The organism is Halorientalis persicus (genome assembly GCF_900110215.1).
Lineage (GTDB): Archaea > Halobacteriota > Halobacteria > Halobacteriales > Haloarculaceae > Halorientalis > Halorientalis persica.
The window spans coordinates 1-17,842 of the sequence record NZ_FOCX01000048.1 but is presented as its reverse complement, the minus strand read 5'-3'; the positions used below and the strand labels follow the sequence as shown (position 1 = coordinate 17,842).

13 protein-coding genes and 2 pseudogenes are annotated in these 17,842 nt (G+C 50.3%); 8 read left to right on the top strand and 7 right to left on the bottom strand.

All coding sequences use genetic code 11. From position 1 onward, the window contains the following. Positions 1 to 46: 46 nt before the first annotated feature. On the top strand, positions 47 to 652 hold the full coding sequence (locus tag BMX17_RS23055; RefSeq protein WP_170845536.1) for a TetR/AcrR family transcriptional regulator: 606 nt from the start codon (positions 47 to 49) through the stop codon (positions 650 to 652). 45 nt (positions 653 to 697) lie between these two features. On the opposite strand, the gene BMX17_RS23050 is transcribed toward BMX17_RS23055, so the two are convergent. From BMX17_RS23050 to BMX17_RS23035, 4 genes are all read right to left on the bottom strand, one after another. Further along, on the bottom strand, positions 698 to 1,312 hold the full coding sequence (locus BMX17_RS23050; protein WP_092664466.1) for a TetR/AcrR family transcriptional regulator: 615 nt from the start codon (positions 1,310 to 1,312) through the stop codon (positions 698 to 700). Continuing rightward, entirely contained in the window at positions 1,309 to 3,768 is a 2,460-nt protein-coding gene (locus tag BMX17_RS23045; protein ID WP_092664464.1) for an efflux RND transporter permease subunit, read from the bottom strand. The genes BMX17_RS23050 and BMX17_RS23045 overlap by 4 nt, the downstream gene beginning before the upstream one ends. Before the next feature lie 45 nt (positions 3,769 to 3,813). Beyond that, positions 3,814 to 5,517: a COG1361 S-layer family protein gene (locus tag BMX17_RS23040; RefSeq protein ID WP_244515090.1), complete on the bottom strand. Its 1,704-nt coding sequence runs from the start codon at positions 5,515 to 5,517 to the stop codon at positions 3,814 to 3,816. 775 nt (positions 5,518 to 6,292) lie between these two features. After that, entirely contained in the window at positions 6,293 to 7,153 is an 861-nt protein-coding gene (locus tag BMX17_RS23035) for a M48 family metallopeptidase (RefSeq protein WP_092664462.1), read from the bottom strand. A 777-nt stretch (positions 7,154 to 7,930) separates the two neighbouring features. On the opposite strand from BMX17_RS23035, the gene BMX17_RS27740 reads away from it, so the two are divergent. The 4 genes and pseudogenes from BMX17_RS27740 to BMX17_RS25555 all read left to right on the top strand — a co-directional run. Then, positions 7,931 to 8,380 carry a DUF7575 domain-containing protein gene (locus BMX17_RS27740; protein ID WP_092664460.1) on the top strand — a complete coding sequence of 150 codons (450 nt, stop codon included), beginning with the start codon at positions 7,931 to 7,933 and terminating at the stop codon, positions 8,378 to 8,380. A 2-nt stretch (positions 8,381 to 8,382) separates the two neighbouring features. Further along, positions 8,383 to 8,991, top strand: coding sequence for a TetR/AcrR family transcriptional regulator (locus tag BMX17_RS23020; protein ID WP_092664458.1), 609 nt, complete (start codon positions 8,383 to 8,385; stop codon positions 8,989 to 8,991). 312 nt (positions 8,992 to 9,303) lie between these two features. Next, the gene (locus tag BMX17_RS23015; protein ID WP_092664456.1) at positions 9,304 to 10,272 is read left to right on the top strand and encodes a polyprenyl synthetase family protein; all 969 of its coding nucleotides are present in this window, start codon (positions 9,304 to 9,306) and stop codon (positions 10,270 to 10,272) included. A 642-nt stretch (positions 10,273 to 10,914) separates the two neighbouring features. Beyond that, positions 10,915 to 11,052: pseudogene (locus tag BMX17_RS25555) on the top strand (IS4 family transposase); the annotation flags it as partial. 389 nt (positions 11,053 to 11,441) lie between these two features. Here the strand turns inward: BMX17_RS25555 and BMX17_RS23000 are convergent. Both BMX17_RS23000 and BMX17_RS22995 read right to left on the bottom strand, forming a co-directional pair. Continuing rightward, positions 11,442 to 12,641, bottom strand: a complete 1,200-nt coding sequence (locus BMX17_RS23000; RefSeq protein ID WP_092664452.1) for an NAD-binding protein — start codon at positions 12,639 to 12,641, stop codon at positions 11,442 to 11,444. Between the two features lie 15 nt (positions 12,642 to 12,656). Further along, the gene (locus BMX17_RS22995; RefSeq protein WP_244515089.1) at positions 12,657 to 13,790 is read right to left on the bottom strand and encodes a mechanosensitive ion channel family protein; all 1,134 of its coding nucleotides are present in this window, start codon (positions 13,788 to 13,790) and stop codon (positions 12,657 to 12,659) included. A gap of 155 nt (positions 13,791 to 13,945) precedes the next feature. Here BMX17_RS22995 and BMX17_RS22990 point away from each other — a divergent pair, with 155 nt between their 5' ends. Continuing rightward, positions 13,946 to 15,115 (top strand): AI-2E family transporter, encoded by a 1,170-nt coding sequence (locus tag BMX17_RS22990; protein ID WP_092664450.1) that lies wholly within the window; start codon positions 13,946 to 13,948, stop codon positions 15,113 to 15,115. A 160-nt stretch (positions 15,116 to 15,275) separates the two neighbouring features. After that, positions 15,276 to 16,010, top strand: coding sequence for a CBS domain-containing protein (locus BMX17_RS22985; RefSeq protein WP_092664448.1), 735 nt, complete (start codon positions 15,276 to 15,278; stop codon positions 16,008 to 16,010). Positions 16,011 to 16,440: 430 nt separating this feature from the next. Here the strand turns inward: BMX17_RS22985 and BMX17_RS22980 are convergent. Continuing rightward, positions 16,441 to 16,713, bottom strand: a pseudogene (locus tag BMX17_RS22980) (transposase); the annotation flags it as partial. A gap of 944 nt (positions 16,714 to 17,657) precedes the next feature. On the opposite strand from BMX17_RS22980, the gene BMX17_RS22970 reads away from it, so the two are divergent. After that, a partial coding sequence (locus tag BMX17_RS22970; RefSeq protein ID WP_139203673.1) for a transposase-like zinc-binding domain-containing protein occupies positions 17,658 to 17,842 on the top strand: 185 nt, incomplete at its 3' end.

Genomic DNA, 17,842 nt, shown 5'->3' with positions numbered 1-17,842 from the left:
GACATACATGATGGAGATTATACTTAAATGATGGCGGGTGCTTACTGTGGATAATAACAAAAATCAACTTGACGAAACAAAGCAAGAAATAATGCAGGCGACTTATGACGCGATCCAGCAACATGGCTATGCAGGTCTCACAATCCAATCAATCGCTGATAACTTTGGCAAATCAAAAGCAGTCCTGCATTATCATTATGATACGAAAGAAGATCTCTTGGCGGCATTTTTAGACTACCTCCTTTCTGAATTCGGAGAAACCATTCAAATAGAGGGATTGTCTTCACCAGAAGAACAGTTACTATCACTTGTAGATTTGCTTTTATACGGTTCTGATGACACTGCCAGCGAAGAGATCCGGCAGATGCAAATTGCTTTGCTTGAGGTACAGTCACAATCGCCACATAAGCCATTATATTGTGAGCAATTCACTCAGATCTACCACCGGCTATCGGACTTGTTCGCTGAGATCATAAAGAGAGGTATGAGAGAAGGTGTATTTAGAGAGGTTGACGCAGACCTCACAGCACAACATATCCTGTTTATTATTGTGGGAGGTCAATTGAACCAACACACTACAAATCTAGAAACGGATCCCGATAAAATTCGGAAAATCGTAACATCACAGGTACTCCCTTCGATCAAAAAATGAGGTTCTGGCCGTAGATCCGGTTAGAACGCCATCTTACCGATCATTCTATTGAATTTCTTCAGAGTCTAGCAACCGTGTTTGAAGATAATACCTTAATTCTTTCATGACGTTTGATTCGGTGCTGTTCTCCGACATACAATGCAGAGATAATTCGCCAACGACTGATGAATAAAGAAACGAAGCCGCAGGTTCTGGGTCGACTTCTTTGTACTGCCCTTTTTCAATCCCTTGTTCTATGAGCGTCGAAAAGTGCTTTTTACATGCAGAATCTAATTCCTCAAATTTGTCCTGGAAGCGATCATTATGTTTCGCATTCACTCGCAGCTCGGCGATAGTAGCAAAACCATTTCTATCTGACTCTTCGTTCAGAATTTCCAACATAGACTCAATATGCTGGATCAATTGACCATGAGGGTCCCCACATGTGTCAATCTCTTCCGGTTCAAACCATCGAAGGAGATGTTGCAGGAGTGCGAAAAGCAGATCATCTTTACTGTCATAATAGGTATATATAATAGATGTGCTTCTAGGTAATTCGTTGCCGATTTTCTTCATAGTGACATCTGCATATCCATGCTCTAGCAATGCTTTGTAGGCGGATTCTATAATGAGCTCTTCAGTACCAGAAGCCTCAATCTTAAACGGAATGTCATTCTTCATACTGGACTCACCTTCCGTGCCTCATCCCACACCACCAGCGTGGCCGGGAGAATGACGATAGATGCGGTAAATGAGTACAGGACACTCAGGGCAATCAGAAGCCCGAACTGTCCGAGGATAGGTGTAATCGCGAGTACAAGTACGCCTGTTCCGGTGGTTGTCGTGACCATACTTCCAGCTAGTGCTCCACCGGTCCCGCTCACCGTAACCGATAGGGCTTCAAACAGAGTCGTGGACCCGCGGAACTCTTCAGAGAACCGATGGACAAGGTGGGCAGAATAGTCAATACCTAACCCGATACCGATCGACAGCGTCGTTCCAGTCAGTACGTTGAATGGGATATCCAAGTACCGCATAGTGGCTGCCAACGCTGCAATCGTGACAAGAATTGGCACCAGGTTTGCAATTCCAAGACTGGGCCGTTGTTCTAGGATCCAATAGGCAATCACGAGGAAGATTGCGGAGGCAAGAATCGCTAACGCCAAGCTGATGTATGCAGACTCTGCGATGACGTCTGAAACAGCCTTCAAGACGACGACACTGCCAGTTGCCGTTGCGTCAAATCGCATATCATCTGCGAGTGCACGAGTGTCTTCGGTGATTTCTGCTTGTGACGAATCGGATTTGACCGAATAGACGATTCGGGCCTTCGAGTAGTCATCTGTTAGATACGAACGGGCTTGATCTCCGTACGGCGATGCATAGAGCTCGTCATAAATCACCGGGAGATTCTTATCTGGAATGCCATTATTGTTGATGTCGTTCGACTGAACCAGACGTCGGAACTCTGGTGACTGTTGCTCATACTGGTTGATGATCCCCAGGATGCTTGTCGCACTTGCGCGGCGACCATTGCTCACGAAGGAATCTGGTGGGTTTTGATTCGCCTTATATATGGATTCTAATGCGTAATCTTGTTGCATAGAACCCTCAATATATATGGTGACAGAGTCAGACTCGCTGCTCTCGAAGTTATCCTCTAGGAAATTGATATTGTCCGTTACAGTGTACTCACTCGGTGCGAGTGAGGCCGGCAATTCCTCAAGATATTCAGGATTATCTTCCGGGGGCAGGAAGTCTTCTGTGGTGAATCGAGTATCGACTCCCGTCCCGTAGGCACCCATCACAGCTGTTGAGAGCACCACAACAACGAAGAACGCATATGGCGCCCGTCGGGCAATGCCGACACCGACTGTCAAGACTCGTCCAACGGCTGAATCTTCCGATCCGATCGGTGCGGTACTGAATGTTGGTAGATTATACTTGTCTCGCTTGCGATCGATGAAATGTTTTAGCGATGGTAGGAAGATGCCGAAAATCAAGAATGTAAAGATGATACCAACTGCAGCGACCAGTCCAAAATCGCGGATCGGAGCGAGGTCACTCACACCGTTTGCGGCGAATCCGAGGACAGTTGTCCCAGTGACAATAAAGAAGGCTGGGAGGAGTTGATCCGTCGTAATCCGCATCGAAGGGGATATTTCTGTCCCCTTAACGCGCTCTTCACGGTAACGATTGACAGCGTGGATACCGAAGTCTATACCCACTGCAAGTAGCAGTGGTGGAACGGCAATAAGCATTTGAGTGAACGGGATTCCTGCCCAACCCATGAACCCAAATGTCCACATTATTGCCATTCCTAGACAGATCAGCCCAATTAGCAGGTCAAATGGATCGCGATAGGAGACGATCAAAAAGAATAGGATAAGAATCACTGCAGCTGGGATAACCAGGATCAGTGAGTCACTGATGACACTCCCGAGCTCCGCTGAAATAAGGCCGCTGCCGAAGACAGTAATATCTGCGCCGGTTGATCCAACAATGAACACACCTTCTTGTTGGATTGGCGTTAATGGCGAGGTTCCTTGCGTGCCTGCAGAATCAGAGGTGCCCTCAACACTATGGGTGACGGTCGTAATTGTCGCCGATGCAGATGGTTCACGCCGATTGAGGTCGTTACTGAGTAACCCGGCGATGCTGGGGCGTTCCTCGAGTGTCTGTCGTGCCGCTTGTTTGACGACTGAAGTGGGTGCTGCTTCAACTGCATCAATCTGTGCTGGGAGTGTTGTGGCGTTCTGATCAATACTCAAAGCGACTGCCTGCGCAACACTGCTGGTGCCAACAACGTCTTGTGAGTCGTCTTCTTTAATTCGGTGTTGGGCCCGCAGCATATCGAGAACCGCCGACTTCGAGAGGACGTTGTTGCTCTTGTGTATGAGCGTCGTGGTTCCCGTACCGGATTCAAATGGTTGTCGCTCAAAGTTATCATTCACATCGTCGAAGGCCTCTTGGGCAGGGACTCCCTCAGTGAATTGGGAGGTCCCTGAATCTGTGGCTGTCATCCCGAAGCCACCTGCGAGGAGGAGTGTCAGGACCAAGAAAATGCCAACGACTGTCGTATCACGATTTACGATCCAGTCGTCGATTACCTCGATGTATTTTTGATAGTCAATCATATATTATGGATATACTGATTTTTATTTCACACTACTCTCGTTGTGTTACTCTCGCCGCGTGTACCAGACAATACCGCCGCCCAGCACGAGGACGGCAACGCCACCAATCAGTGGGAGCGGGAGACCTCCGTCATCTTCAACCTGCTTGACCTGGATTGGGACGTTATATGTTTTCGAGACCTCAGTATCGCCATCTGCCGTTTCATACTGGAAGTCTATCGAGAATGGGTAGGTCTTTTCGAGGGCACCGCTACCCACACTGAGAGCAACTGTTACATTGGTAGTCTCACCGGGGCCCAACCGGTCAATGAATACCTCATCGTCACTACTGCTCAGCGGGTCGTCGAGGAACGCCTTGCCTTCAATACTGCGAAGCGGTTCTTCACCGTTGTTAGTCACTCTAAGTTTCAGGGTTGTCTCCTGTCCGGCTATAGCGGTCTCATTAACGGGCACAACAGTGAATTGGTCCTGTTGTTGTCTAATACGAGCATTGGCCGGAATCGGATCACTCGTCCGTCGGTCACCATTCTGATTGTCGTATGCGACCTGGATATTGAATTGCTGGACGGCGGCATCCGCAGCGCTACTCACGTCGACACTATAATTTACGCGAGCCTGCTCACCGGGCGCTATGTCAGGCAGAGCAAATTCTGGATTGTTAATGTTTAGGTTTTGATTGTTCGATTTGAGAGTGGCAACGGGAGCACTGATACTCTGTGGCCCCTGATTAATAATTGTCGCTTCAAAACGACCTTCCTTGCCGACACGGAGAGATGACTCGACATTTTCTACGTCGAATTCTTGCGCTGAAACCGTGGGGACTCCAGCTTTCAGTGTTCGAGAGGTCTGGTCAATGCCATCCGTATCGGTATAATCAACATTCAGGTCAAGAGTATAGGCCCGCTGTGTCGCGTCGTTTGCGAGCGCAACACTGTAATTAACAGTCCGCTGTTCATTGGGTTCCCACGTACTGCCAGCGTATGCAGTTGAGCTTCCCGATCCAGTACCAAAGGTAAGCTCATCGCTCCGACTAGATGCACTTACACTGGCGTCACTGGCAGGACGAGTCCCGGTGTTTTCGAGGGTAATACTGATGTCGCTGGTATCGCCGATCTGTGCCGTCGTTTCTTGATCTACAACCTCAAACTGTGCCTGCTCGCGGACACGAATTGTGATTGAACCACTGACGCTCTCTGTGAAGTCATTGTATTCAGCGCCGGTACTATCGTATGAGATGATCCGTGTATAGTCGTACTCGTATTCGACTGGGATTTTGTATGCTCCCGGTTCAATATTGTCTGGGACTGTAATCGAAATCGGTCCGCTTTGAACTGTTCCAGTTGGAATGTTACCGACTGAGACTGTTCCAGTCGAAACATCGAACGGTGTGTTGTTGTCTCTGATGTCAACAGTGACACCACGGGCAGTTGTCACACGGTTTTGGTATTGGGAGGGGCCTGCTCGCTTAATTTCCCCACGATTAGTAAACGATAGCTGGAACTGTGATTTTGTTCCAGGACTGAACTCTTCAACCGTCGAACTAACGGAGATATCAGGTTCGCCAATCACCTGCCCAGAGGATTGACTGATCTGAGCCACGCTAGAACTCTGAGAGACTGATTCCGTATTAGCGGCAAGTACAGAACCAGCACCAGCTGTTGATACCAATACAGAAAGAGCAACGACTGCTATCAGAATACGTTTCATCGATTCTTCACCATCGAGATCGAGGACATCATGTTGGTACACATATTTCCAAACATGGTCTGATTATCACAGGCTATATCGTTGAATCTCCCACGATTCGTTTTGACGCTAACCAGATCCGGACTAACCATTTATTCAGTTGGATCCTTGTTTTTCTTGGATATATATCTTTGCAATTCTACTGCCATTACTAGGCATCCTCGGCTCGTTTTTCAGTCTCATCTGTAAGCTCAGATTGCAACATCCATTCGGAAATATCACATAAAATTTTGTCGGGTGATATTTAAATGGAGATCCTATATAGGTCAGCTTTTCAGAAACAGTTGTCTCACACTAATATGAAACAATTATCCTATATTATAAATAAAATATTTTTCATGCCACATTGGTTCTGGTGACTACGTATTATTTTGTCAGAGGGTAGCCGATCTTCCCAGTGGATTGCACAACCAACTTGAGGAATAGTTGCTTACTCAACGGAGTGTTCAGGGCGACATCTAAACTAAATATTTGGTTAGTATTAATACTGTCGGTCTAATACTCCGGTTATACTGGTCAGCGAGGCGAATACCTCGACCCACCGTGGTCGGAGATGAAGCCGGCAACTTGTGGTACAAAACAGTACGCTCTTGCGTAGAGGATTGTTGGTGGAGAGCAGTCTGGTGGTTTTGTAGGAGCTTGACAACGTGATCAGTCGACCTAGAATCGGGCGGGATCGGTTGAACGAGGGAGCTCAGAGAACTCACCCAATCCAGGAGGTCGTCCCCAACAATCTACGTCTCGAGAGCGATAAGCGAAACTAGACGGTTCCGAGGAGCTACGAGCGAAGCTGCTTAATCCGCTGCTCCATTGGCGGGTGCGTAGAGACGATCTTCTGGAGGAAGCCACGGTCGGGGCTAGAGATACAGAGCGCGCTCACCTGCTGATCAACGTTCGCGTCCCGGCGGCGATTCTGTTGAGTTTGACTACGGTCACGCTGAGTGCGCTGGGTCGAGTGTTGAACCTGCTGGTTCTCTTGGTGAATCTTTTCTAAGGCGCGAGCTAGCGGCTCACCCTGCCCGATAACGGCCTTGGCGTCGGAGTCAGCAACGTATTCGCGGTATCGGGAGATAGCGAGTACAAACAGCATCACTATGAACTGGACGATATTTCCGATGACGACCGCGAGGAAGAAGTCTGCGAGGTCGTTCTCACCGGTGAGCAGCACCATATATTGAGCGACAATGGCGACGATCGAGGCAATCCCCTGCCCGAGTTGCATCGTGATGACGTCCCGGTTGTCGATATGTGCGAGTTCGTGGGCGATTACGCCTTCAAGTTCGTCACGGTCGAGCAATTGGATTAGTTCCCTAGAAATGACCACAGTTCCATCGCCGCGGCGACCGACTGCGAACGCGTTCGGCACACCCATGTCGGCGATTTTTAATGAGGGTTTCTTCAGATCCTTCTTTTGGCACACCTGTTCGACGAACTGGTGAATCTGCGAGTACTGGGTCTCAGGCAGGTTTTCGGCCCCGACGCTCCGTAACGCGGCCCACTTGCCGACTTTATACTGGATTCCGATCAAGAGAATGCTGCCGACGATGGCAATCGGGAGGATTCCCTCGCCGAACACTACCATGGCCGCGGCGACAGCCACAAGGTAGAACCCTGCAAGAAGTGCACCGACGACAGCCATCCGTATTTTGAGTCCAAAATGTCGCATGTGAGTTATGTTGTGGGGGTTGTCTCGAGAGTGTACTCAGTTTCGGCGCTGGCTGGTGCATCACTCCGATTCAGTCTCTGGTTGAGGATTGTTCGACTAACTCCAGTGGTCAATTCTGTATTGAGTCCACTGTTCGCGGTGAGTCTTTGCATATTATGTGTACCTAATCAATCGCGTTACGTTCACGATCGGCGCGGCTGACCGAGAGCTGCCCGTCACAGTGGACCGGGACGATACACTCGGAGAGAACGAACTTGACCACTCCGGGAGATGGCGTCGACGCTCCGTCGACTCCGCCGAACAGTTCACTGAGCCCAACGTATGTGTCCGGCCGTAACGGGAGGTGGCTGTTGAGCGGGCATTGCCGGTAACGGTTGACACGGCGTCGGTGACGGCTCCGTAGAAGGATGTCTCATTGCCCTCGCGAGTCAAGTAACGGACGTGCCACGGTTCTGTGGATTCGTTAGCGGGATAGGAGGCATCGGTCATGGCTTGTTGGAGCGTTACTGTTTGCGCTGCATTGCTTACTGAACGTTTGGTAAGTTTCAATCTTTCGACTCGGGTCACACTGGGGGTGGAGTCGTTTCGTCAAGACAGTCTCCTCCAGTCATGCCCATCCCGATACCAAAATTCAGCCTCTAAAACCGTACTTCCTCCGGTTATAGAGGATTGTGGATATTTTGAAATCTAATGACCGAAGGCCTCAGACCGAGCGAAGAATTTTTACATACTTAACGTTTAGTTAGTCGTATGGGGCAAGTTTCGTTACGAAACAATCCACTGCTTGCTGCGGTCTTGGGAACGGCAGTCACCGGACTCGGCCACCTGTATCTCCGGCGCTGGCTGAGAGCACTCGCATGGCTCGGGAGTGCGTTCGCTGCTTCAGTTTTATTGGTCCCTGAATCAGCGATATCCGCTATTAGTTCGGGTACTCTGAACGATCCCTTATCGATCCTGCCCATAGTTCTTATCAGTGTTGCCAGTGCTCTTGACGCATATCTCGTTGCAAAGATGGAAAGGCAGACCCACGGCGACCGGGCAACCAGTACTGCTGGGCCAACAGGGTCCGAAGAATCTCCGGCCTGTCCTGCCTGTGGAAAGCCATTCGACCCTGAGCTTGGATTCTGCCATTGGTGTACGACTGAATTCGAAGGCGTGTATACTGAATTGGAACAACTCGATGGAAATTACTCAAACTGACAATGGCTACCGATTCAACCGAGAAGAACGGGAGTGCCGCGAAGAATGAGATCATGGAGGCTACTTATCGAGCACTGCTTGAACAAGGCTATGCCGACCTATCAATCTCCAGCATTGCGGACCACCTTGAGAAATCGAAGGCCGCTATCTACTATCACTACGACACCAAGGACGACCTTCTGGTCGCATTCCTCGAATTCGCTGTCGATAGATTCGAGGAAACGATCGATACCGAAACAGGCAATGAACCGACTGAGGATCTCAAACACGTGGTCGAGAAGCTTCTCCCACTTCAGCCCGACGATGAGCAACGGCAACTCCAAGCGGTACTGGTCGGACTCCGGTCACAGGCCGTGACGAACGAGGTCTTTCGTGAGCAATTTACGCAGATAGACGAGCGATTGGTAGGCACCATCCGAGACATCGTCAAGCGAGGAATCGATAAGGGCACCTTCCGTGATGTCGACTCATCGCGGGTCGCGGAGCATATCTTAGCTACGGTCAACGGTGCGATGTACGGTCAGGCAACGACAGACCGCGAGAGTGCCGCGGCAGCAGCCCGCGTCTCACTTGCTTCGTATATCGACTCTGAATTGAGGCGGCGATTATGAGTTCACGCGATGGGAATGTCTCTCATAGGAAGTTACTGAAACCACTGATAGTGTTCTTACTTCCAGTCGCGCCCTCTCAGATGCCCCAGGTCGGGGACAACCCTTTTGACACGTTCTGTGTAGGAAACCTTAGACAAGAACCCATCTCGGCGGTCCCGAGCTTGTGGCCCCCATACTTTCCTGACAACACTTGTCGCCGGGGAACTACCGTCGCTGAACTTCTCCTTGGTTCTCAGACCGAGGGCCTGGGGGGTGATGACTGATCATGCGACCGTCGAATAGTGACTACCCATCAATTCAGGAGTACCCTCTATGAATTCGAGTGAGACAGCTCTCGACGCGGCACTGGTTGAGTACACGGATAGAATCTCCAACAAAGTAGAGTCACGTCTTTCAGACGAGCCACCAGTGACCCTGTACGAGGCAGCCAGGCACCCGGTTCGAGCGGGAGAAAAACAGCTCAGCTCAACGATTTGCCTCCTCGTTGCCGAGGCGCTCGGAGTCGACACGGACGGACAAGCAGCGATTATGCCAGCAGCTGTCGCCATCGAACTGGTTCGTACGTTTTCGTCCGTACATACCGATCTCATTGACGGGGATACGATGCACCGAGGCGAGCCAGCAGTGGATACAAAGTGGGATAGCCCGACTGCAATATTAGCCGGGGATGTCCTCTTTGCGAAAGCATCCGAAATACTTCTCGATACAGATGCGCCAGCCGACACTCTCCTTACCTGCCAGTCGGAACTATTGAGCGGTTGTAGAAAGTTCTGTGAAGGGCTGGCATTAGAGCACTCTTTCCAACGGGAACGGGGGCACTCACCAACGGAAACGGAATACATTGAGATGGCGCGGTTGAAAACGGGAGCTCTCTTCGAAGCCTCGGCCCGGATAGGGGCGATATTGGCAATGAACAACGAAGAGTATACGAATCGTGTAGGCGCATACGGTCGTAACTTGGGTATTGCGCAACTGCTCTATAATGATATTCTTGCTATTACAGATGAAGGAGAAACCCCCGGAAAGAAACCGTGTAGTAATACCCACTCGAGGAAGGAAACGTTGATTTCAGTACATGCCCGACGGAAGGGTCTCGACATCTCTGCGATAAATAGTAAGAAATTGGTCCCTGAACTCCAGTCCTCGGGAAGCATCGCATATACTCAAGAGCGCGCTGAGGAGTATTCCCAAACTGCTCAGAAATTCCTCGAGCCACTACCAGAAACGACTGCAAGACAACATTTGTGCGAGCTAGTGGTTTCGTCAGCTACCCACGACTGAACAGTAGTTGCTGATTCGACCGCGAGAACCACTTATCGAAGCTTGTTCTCTCAGCTGTAACCAAGATGACTCAGTCGCTAGCACCCAGTGGTGCGGATCTGCCGGCCAAGAACCAGTGACGAGGGAAGTTCTGGCAGTCTTTCCAGTATTGCCAGTGGCGTCCTGACTCGGGCCGGCACGCCCGAGTCAGCCGCCGAACGAGATGCTACCCATACAGCATCTGGCCGAGAAACTGCCTGAACAAGACGGTCGGGAGGACCGGCTTCCTCCCGACCGTCCGGTCTAGTTTGAGCAGCAGGTTCGTCAACACCCACAGATTGTAGAGAGCCACAACCAACAGAAAGTAGAACAGCCGGACAGAGAATCTCGGTGACGACGTTCTCGGGAGAAACTCCGTGACTTTGCGGTAGGATGTTTCGATTCCCCAGCGGCGACGATACGCTTCAGCGAGTGGCTGAGCGAGGTCACGCGTGACCTCGCGATTGGTGACCAGACAGAACTGATCGTCCTCACGAGAGCGATGTGGTACGACAACGAGCCGGACTGTCGTCCGGCCCGTCGGTGGGTTTGACCGCGCCATCTCGTACTCTGCGAGGAACGTGTCGTCGTCGTGGTCGGCGGTGAATCGCTGTACCTTCCGTCGAACTCGGTGAGTATCTCTGTCACTCGCCAACGCCGTTGCTGGAGCGATTGATTGAGGTCACTCAAAAGATTCACCAGCAACGACCGATCTTACAAGAGACGCTCGCTACCGCTATGCAGCCGAGGTGCGAGTCTTAGCTAAAGACGAATGCCTACGCTACTGTATTTCACTGTCGTGTGTGAACACGTGGCATAAACCTATTATAGAATGATCACGTACGTTCATACAGAAGGTGGTATGCATGGACAAGCCATCCTCGCTCGGCCGTGAGGCAAAGCAAGATAGCAGCCAGATAAAAACCGTTTCAGGTGCCGAGCACTACACATGTGCACTTGTTGGATTGGGAACTGTCGTAATCTTGACCCTCGCTTTTATTCCCTTACTCTTCAGGCTAACGCAGCAGTTCGATAGGTTTTCAACAACAATTATTGTGTTTAGTCTGGCCACGCTATGGGTACTGGTATGGATTTCACTCGAGTCCTTTTGGGAGTGGCGTGCTGGTCGCCTCTTCCCATAAGCTATGTAGTTACTTTTCTGTATTCGAAGGAGGAGGTGAGGAATTATCCTGAAGCCGTTGGACAACCTCCGTTGCCGTGTCCCGCTGTGTCCGTGCAGATTCTGCCAACAGTTCCCCGCCAACAAGTGCTGGACTAATTATCGTATTAGCCCCTGCAAAGCGAAACTTCTCAATGTTTTCCTGGTTTGTCGCTGCTGCAACAATCCAGATGTCGTCGTCCTGTTGCCTCACCGTGATCGTAGTCATGATATCTGTTGCATCGTCTTCCGTTGCAATAACGACGGCACGCGCTGTGTCCAGTCGAGCACGCTCGAACGTTTCGTTCGTAGTCCGTTGACCCTGTAGTACTGAAATCTCTGACCCGGCAACCGACGGTGCTATGTCTGACTCGGAAATGAGCAAAAGTGAACAGTCAGACTGCAAGTTGCTGATAATGGGAGTTGTTAGTTGATCCTGTCCGGCGATAATGATATGATCTGATAGTTGGTTTAGTTCGGCATCTTTTGTCATACCCAAAGCCTCGGTGAATCGATTCTCAATTGCGGGTGTTAAGAGTACACCAAGTGCGACCGCGAATGTAGCCGTACTAACAATTAAGACGGAGAGTGCAAACAAGCGAGCAAATCCACTTTCCGGAACGGGCGTTGTGTCCCCGTAGCCGACCGTACTTCCGGTTACAATTGTAAAATAAAACGCATCTAACAGCGTATCTATTCCAACGAACTCGTCGCGGAGTGAGTACGTCCCAATGGTTCCATACACTTGTGCGCCGACGAGAGCTACACCCGCAGCAACCTGCGTATTCGTCAATGTAACACTCGCATCGAAGACGTCTCGTTTGGGTAGTAAGATTGCGAAGACAACGATTGAGATTAGTATCAGTGGGGTCGAAAATGCGCTTGATTGAAGGATCCCCTGAATTGTAATGGCAGGAACGAGAGAGAGAGCTACGTACCAAGCAACTCGCCAACGTCGCCGAAGCCCGTAGCTAGTGACGAGAAGAAGAAACCCCGTGAGTGCACCAGTAAAGCCTGCTGACTCCGTCGCACTCCGCGGCAGTTGGTCAGCAATAAAATTCAGCGACGCATCGCCTGCGACCGTTGCCACACCCGTCACAATGGATAAAACTGAGAGAACAGCAACTAATTGAACGACCCTCCCAGACGCTGTCAAATAATTCGTCAGATCTGTCTTCGTTGCGTTGATCATTATGCTATCACTCAATTATTCCGACGGACGATCAGATGGTCCATCCTGTTTGAGGGCATCACTACCCACAGAGGTGTCTTCTACAATGTGAAATCCGCCGGTTTCGCTCCGGCCACTGAGTTCTCGCTGTGGGAATGGAATTTTGATTCCTTCTTCATGAAACTCAGATTTCACGTTATGGATAACACTTTGGATAGCACGCCATTTCCGCTGAGGCATCGGGGAATCGATCCAGAATCGAAGTTCAAGAACGACCGCTGAGTCATCGAACCGAACCGGAAGCACTTGTGGGGCAGGTTGATTCATAATACTATCAACTTGTGAAATCGCATCTAAGGCGACAGTCTCAGCATGAGATGGGTCGGCGTCATAGTCAATTGCTACTTCGATACGTAGTCTGAGTTTTCCTTCGAGGCTTCGATTGATGATCGTTCGATTATTCACAGCTTCGTTCGGTAGCACTACATGCTCACCGTCAAGATTCCGTATTCGGACGTTATTGATTGTAATCTCGGTAATGAAACCCTCGTGTTCGCCAATCCGAACCCAGTCACCCACAGCGAAGGGACGGGAAAGCATGAGAATGAACCCTGCAAGAATCGAGCCCAGAGTCTCTTGGGCCGCAAACCCAAGCACGATACCCAAGACACCGGCACCCAGTAATAGGTCACCAAGTTGAACCCCCCACAAAGATAGTAGACCGAATACAGCGAAAATGTAGACCGCTACTTGACTAATATAGAAACTGACTCGACGTTGATGTTCAGAAGTGACTCGGCTTGGGGAATTGTTGCCACCTAAAAGTAGGCGCTTTAGAATGCGAGTAAGAGTGTAGGTCGCCACGACTAGGAGTATGGTCAACAAAATTCTGATACCAACATTGACGCCGAATTCAAGAACCCCGATGACTGACAATGCTGTTCCAGTGGCATCCCATCGGACTACGAGCCCACCCGCAGCCACTACAGTCAACAATAATATGAGCACTGCACGGATCACCTCGGCATTAGCCGATTGGTAGCGTGTTTTCAGACGGTTCCCAAGAAACCAGATTATGACGCCGAGGGCAGCAGCACCACCAATGATAATGAGAGTCTCACTGGGGTCTGTCGTAAGCTGAAGAATTGTTAACAATGTAGAACTCACCACCGTAGATGTTCAATACCGGTGGGTGTATAATAGATACTGCAATCATTTCGATGGTGAAAATTCAGTGACGGCACATAGCTGTTGTTTGGCCAAAACAACTAGTCGATGGTCCATTACCAACATGTCTTTTTGCTAGGGCGGTAGTTAATAAACAGATGAAATACGATGCAGCATTACGACGACGAACACTCTTTGGTTTAGCAGGACTGGGACTACTAACGGCCGTAGTTTTCGTCTTGATCCAGTTTCAGGCGACACTCGTATTCACAGTCTTTCTCTACTACGCAAGTCGTCCGATCTATCGTAAGCTCGAGAATATCTCTCTTCCTTCGCGACTCCAAGATCGGCACCTCCCCTATCGTCGTCAACTGCTTGCTGTTACTACAATTGCTATTTTCTTACTGCCGTTTCTCTTCTTACTCACGTATACGCTTGTACTGGTAGTGCCCGAAATCCAACGCATCGTTGGTGGGAACGGGCCTGGTGCAGCGTATCTCTCCGCACTACAGTCAGCACAAGGAAGTGGGCCCCCAGCCCCTCTTGTAGGGTTAGAATTCAGTGACGTGCTGGCGATGAATCCCCAAGAGGTCGCCACGATTCTCAATGATCCTGCAGTTCAAGCATGGGCAGAACGAACGGTTGCTACCCTCATCGACTCTGTAGGTCTCATTGCAAATGCCGCACTCCGCGGGTTTATTCTCCTCGCGGGAACGTATTATCTGCTCACCGATGGTTCGCGTCTTGTAAGCTGGTTCCTCAACAACTTTGATGAGTCCGGTATAGTTGAATCATACGCAGCGTCTGTTGACGATGAGCTGTCCTCAATTCTCTTCGGCAATATTCTGAACGCATTTGTGACGGGAATTATCGGGATCCTCGTGTTCTCCGGATACAATCTCTTCGCTCCAGGAGCAGTCAAAGTGCCATTCGCGCCACTAGTCGGTGCACTCACAGGTGCTGGAAGTTTGATTCCTGTCGTCGGAATGAAAATTGTTTATTTCCCTGTGGGAGCGATTCTTGCGATCGCAGCAGTCGCCAGTGGTCAACCAGACGCCTTCGGCTTTGTAATCCTATACCTTGTGTTAGCCTTCGTAGTCGTCGATACGATTCCAGACTTCCTGATTCGCCCGTATGTGAGCGGCAACCGGACGCATGTGGGTCTGCTGATGTTTGCATATATTCTTGGCCCGATCGCGTTCGGCTTCTACGGCATTTTCCTCGGTCCGATACTGCTTGTCCTTGTCGCACAGTTCTTTAGGACTATTGCACCGTACGTGCTCACCGGCAGACAGCCACACCAACAATCAAGCCTCTCAGACTACTGAACAACCGCTCAAGAGAGCGGTTATTTATCCGTATTTGATATAAACATGGGTCACGTTCTATTGACCAGCATCTGGAAAATCGGGTATCATGCCGGCAGAGTAGTCGTCTGGATACGGACGGTAACACATAGTTATCTACACGCCAAGTCTCCAAGCATCCATGTACACAATCGCTGACCTACCCATCGAAAACACCCTCCAGACTGTCGAATATGATCTCGGTCTCGAATCGGCACTCCGTCAGATGTTCGAGAACAGCTACACACAGATCGGTGTCGAACGCGACGGAGAGCTCGTCGGGATTGTCACCTACAGGTCCGTGGTCCGGACCCTCCTTGCATTCCAGCGGCTGGAGGTCGGGCACAAAACGCTCGATAAGATCTCGGTCGGAGCGGCCGTCGAAGATGCACACACCATCAGTGAGGACGCGAACCTTCTCGCCGTATTCGATTCACTCGCAGAGTATACGTACATCGTGGTAAATCGAGATGACGAGTGGCGGATTCTGACCGACTACGACCTCCTGACGCGACTGAAACAGATGCTCGAGCCATTCCTGTTGATCGAGTCCATCGAGATGCAGTTGCGCGAGATTTTCACGCAGGTGTTCGGTGATGCGCTGTCGGAGCAGCTAGCCGAAACGTTCGACGAGGAACACCCACTGCCAACGCCAGCGTCGATCGAACACTGCAGTTACGCACACTACGCACAGTTCATCTCGATTCACTGGGAGGAATTTGAATCACTCTTCGATGATCAACGGGACGTGATTCGCGAGCTAGTTCTTGAAATTGGAGATATGCGAAATCAGCTCTTCCACTTTCGAGTCGACGACCCGGACGAATTTGACCGAGATTTGCTTCGCTTCGGTCAGTCGTATTTTTCCTCAGTGTGACTTTTGAGTTCGTGCGCAGGGGTACCTCAGTAACATACGGCTTGACGCAAACCGAGCAACTGACCTGGGTTCTATGCATTGAGAGAGCCAGTGTCAACTATTGTCCTTCGAGGTAAATGAAGTCGCCAAGGGTGTATTGAGGCGTTCTCCGTGACGAGCCGTCGATTGACTGGCTATGATTTACGCTGGAGACATGCCATATGCATTGAGACGACAACCCTCAACTACTGTGGGGCGTTGGAAGTTGAGACTACAGCGGGTATAGCGGGCCTGAAATGCGTGGTATCGCCCGAATCGATGGGCGGAATCTGCGTCAGATCGCTTTCTGAACGGCCGCTCTTGTTCCACAGGCAACTATTCCAACGGATTTCTGAGACTCTGGATAGTGTTGCCACTCAGACGCTGCGCTCTCACGGAGAGAGCCCCCTTACTATCCAATTCCGGTCTCTTTCTTCAGCAGCGTCAGCGTATTGTCGGCTGTTATGATCGGCGAGTGTTCGTATTCACCGGTCAACTGCACCTGTACCAGCAGGTCCACGGCCCGCCAAATCGAGTACAGCAAACAGGCGAACGCGAAGTAAAAGAACCGCAGGCCGAAATGCTTCGATGTCGTCGCGCCCATGAATCGTTTAATCGACTTGTAGCCACTCTCGATCTCTCTCCGGCACCCGTACTCAGTGAGGTGTCCTTTTCCTCTGTTCGTCCCTGGTCCCTCTGGGATTACCTTGACCTGCTCACACCATATGTATTGAGACGACTGGTCTCAACTACTGTGAGCTCAGTAGTTCCGAATGTGCATGAGACTGACCGAGATCTGGAACCCAAACTGGAGCCAGTGGTGCTTCAATAATCATAAGCACAAACGAAATCTAAACACGCAGTTTCACGATTCAAGTCGCCCGTTCGAAATTAGTGAATTGAACAGATTGGAGCGGTCTTCTTTAGCAAGGTGCTCCGATATCCTGTGGTAATATTTCCCCCACAATTTCGTTTCGGATTCCCGAACTAGCGGAGACCAAGTCTCGGATTCAAAATATTTGGGTGAGCCGTACTGATCTGACACCATCTCAAATAAGAGAACAGGATCCATAGGAGGATGAGGCAAACGAGGCTTGTCCAGCGGGGATGAACAATAGTGAACTTGGTCTTGACTGAGTCCCGAAGGGAGAGGAGCTGAATCAAAATTCCCGCCTGACTGCAAATGAGTGATTGGTTTGTCCTCAGAATCGTCTGACCCAGGATCTATATCGAAATGATACCTCTTTGCCACTCTCCACTCTGTATCTTCCTCTCGATAAGTCCAACAACATGGTGATCCGACTTCTCCACCGCGTACCTCAGAGTTCTCCCTTGCGAGTAATGTAAGACCGAGAGAATACTCTACAAACGACCCCTCAGAAACATCAATGATACCTCCAATAACAGCGTATCCATCAGCCGTTGCAAAATCTCTCCCCTCAATGTGGTCTGGGGTAGAAATCCGAACAACCCAGTTAGGGTTTATATCTAATTCCCAGTCGTTTTCCGACTGGCGTTTCAGCTGGAAATAGGATTTTTCGAAATCGCTCTTGCGAAGTAGATTGTTGATAGCGAGAGCTGTGGCTGAAAGTCGAAGAGGGCAAGGGCACCGCGCCAGCGGTGCCCGATATGTTCCCAATAAGCCGGTTCGTGTCGGAATCGGCTGCAGCGGACCTGTTGCAGCAGGTTCGCTGGTGTGATGGCGTTGAGTGCCCCCGCTGCCGTTCTGACCTGACGGTCAGAAACGGCAGCTATCGGGAGTATCAGCGGTATCTGTGTAAGAATTGCGGCCGGACGTTCAACGACAAGACCGG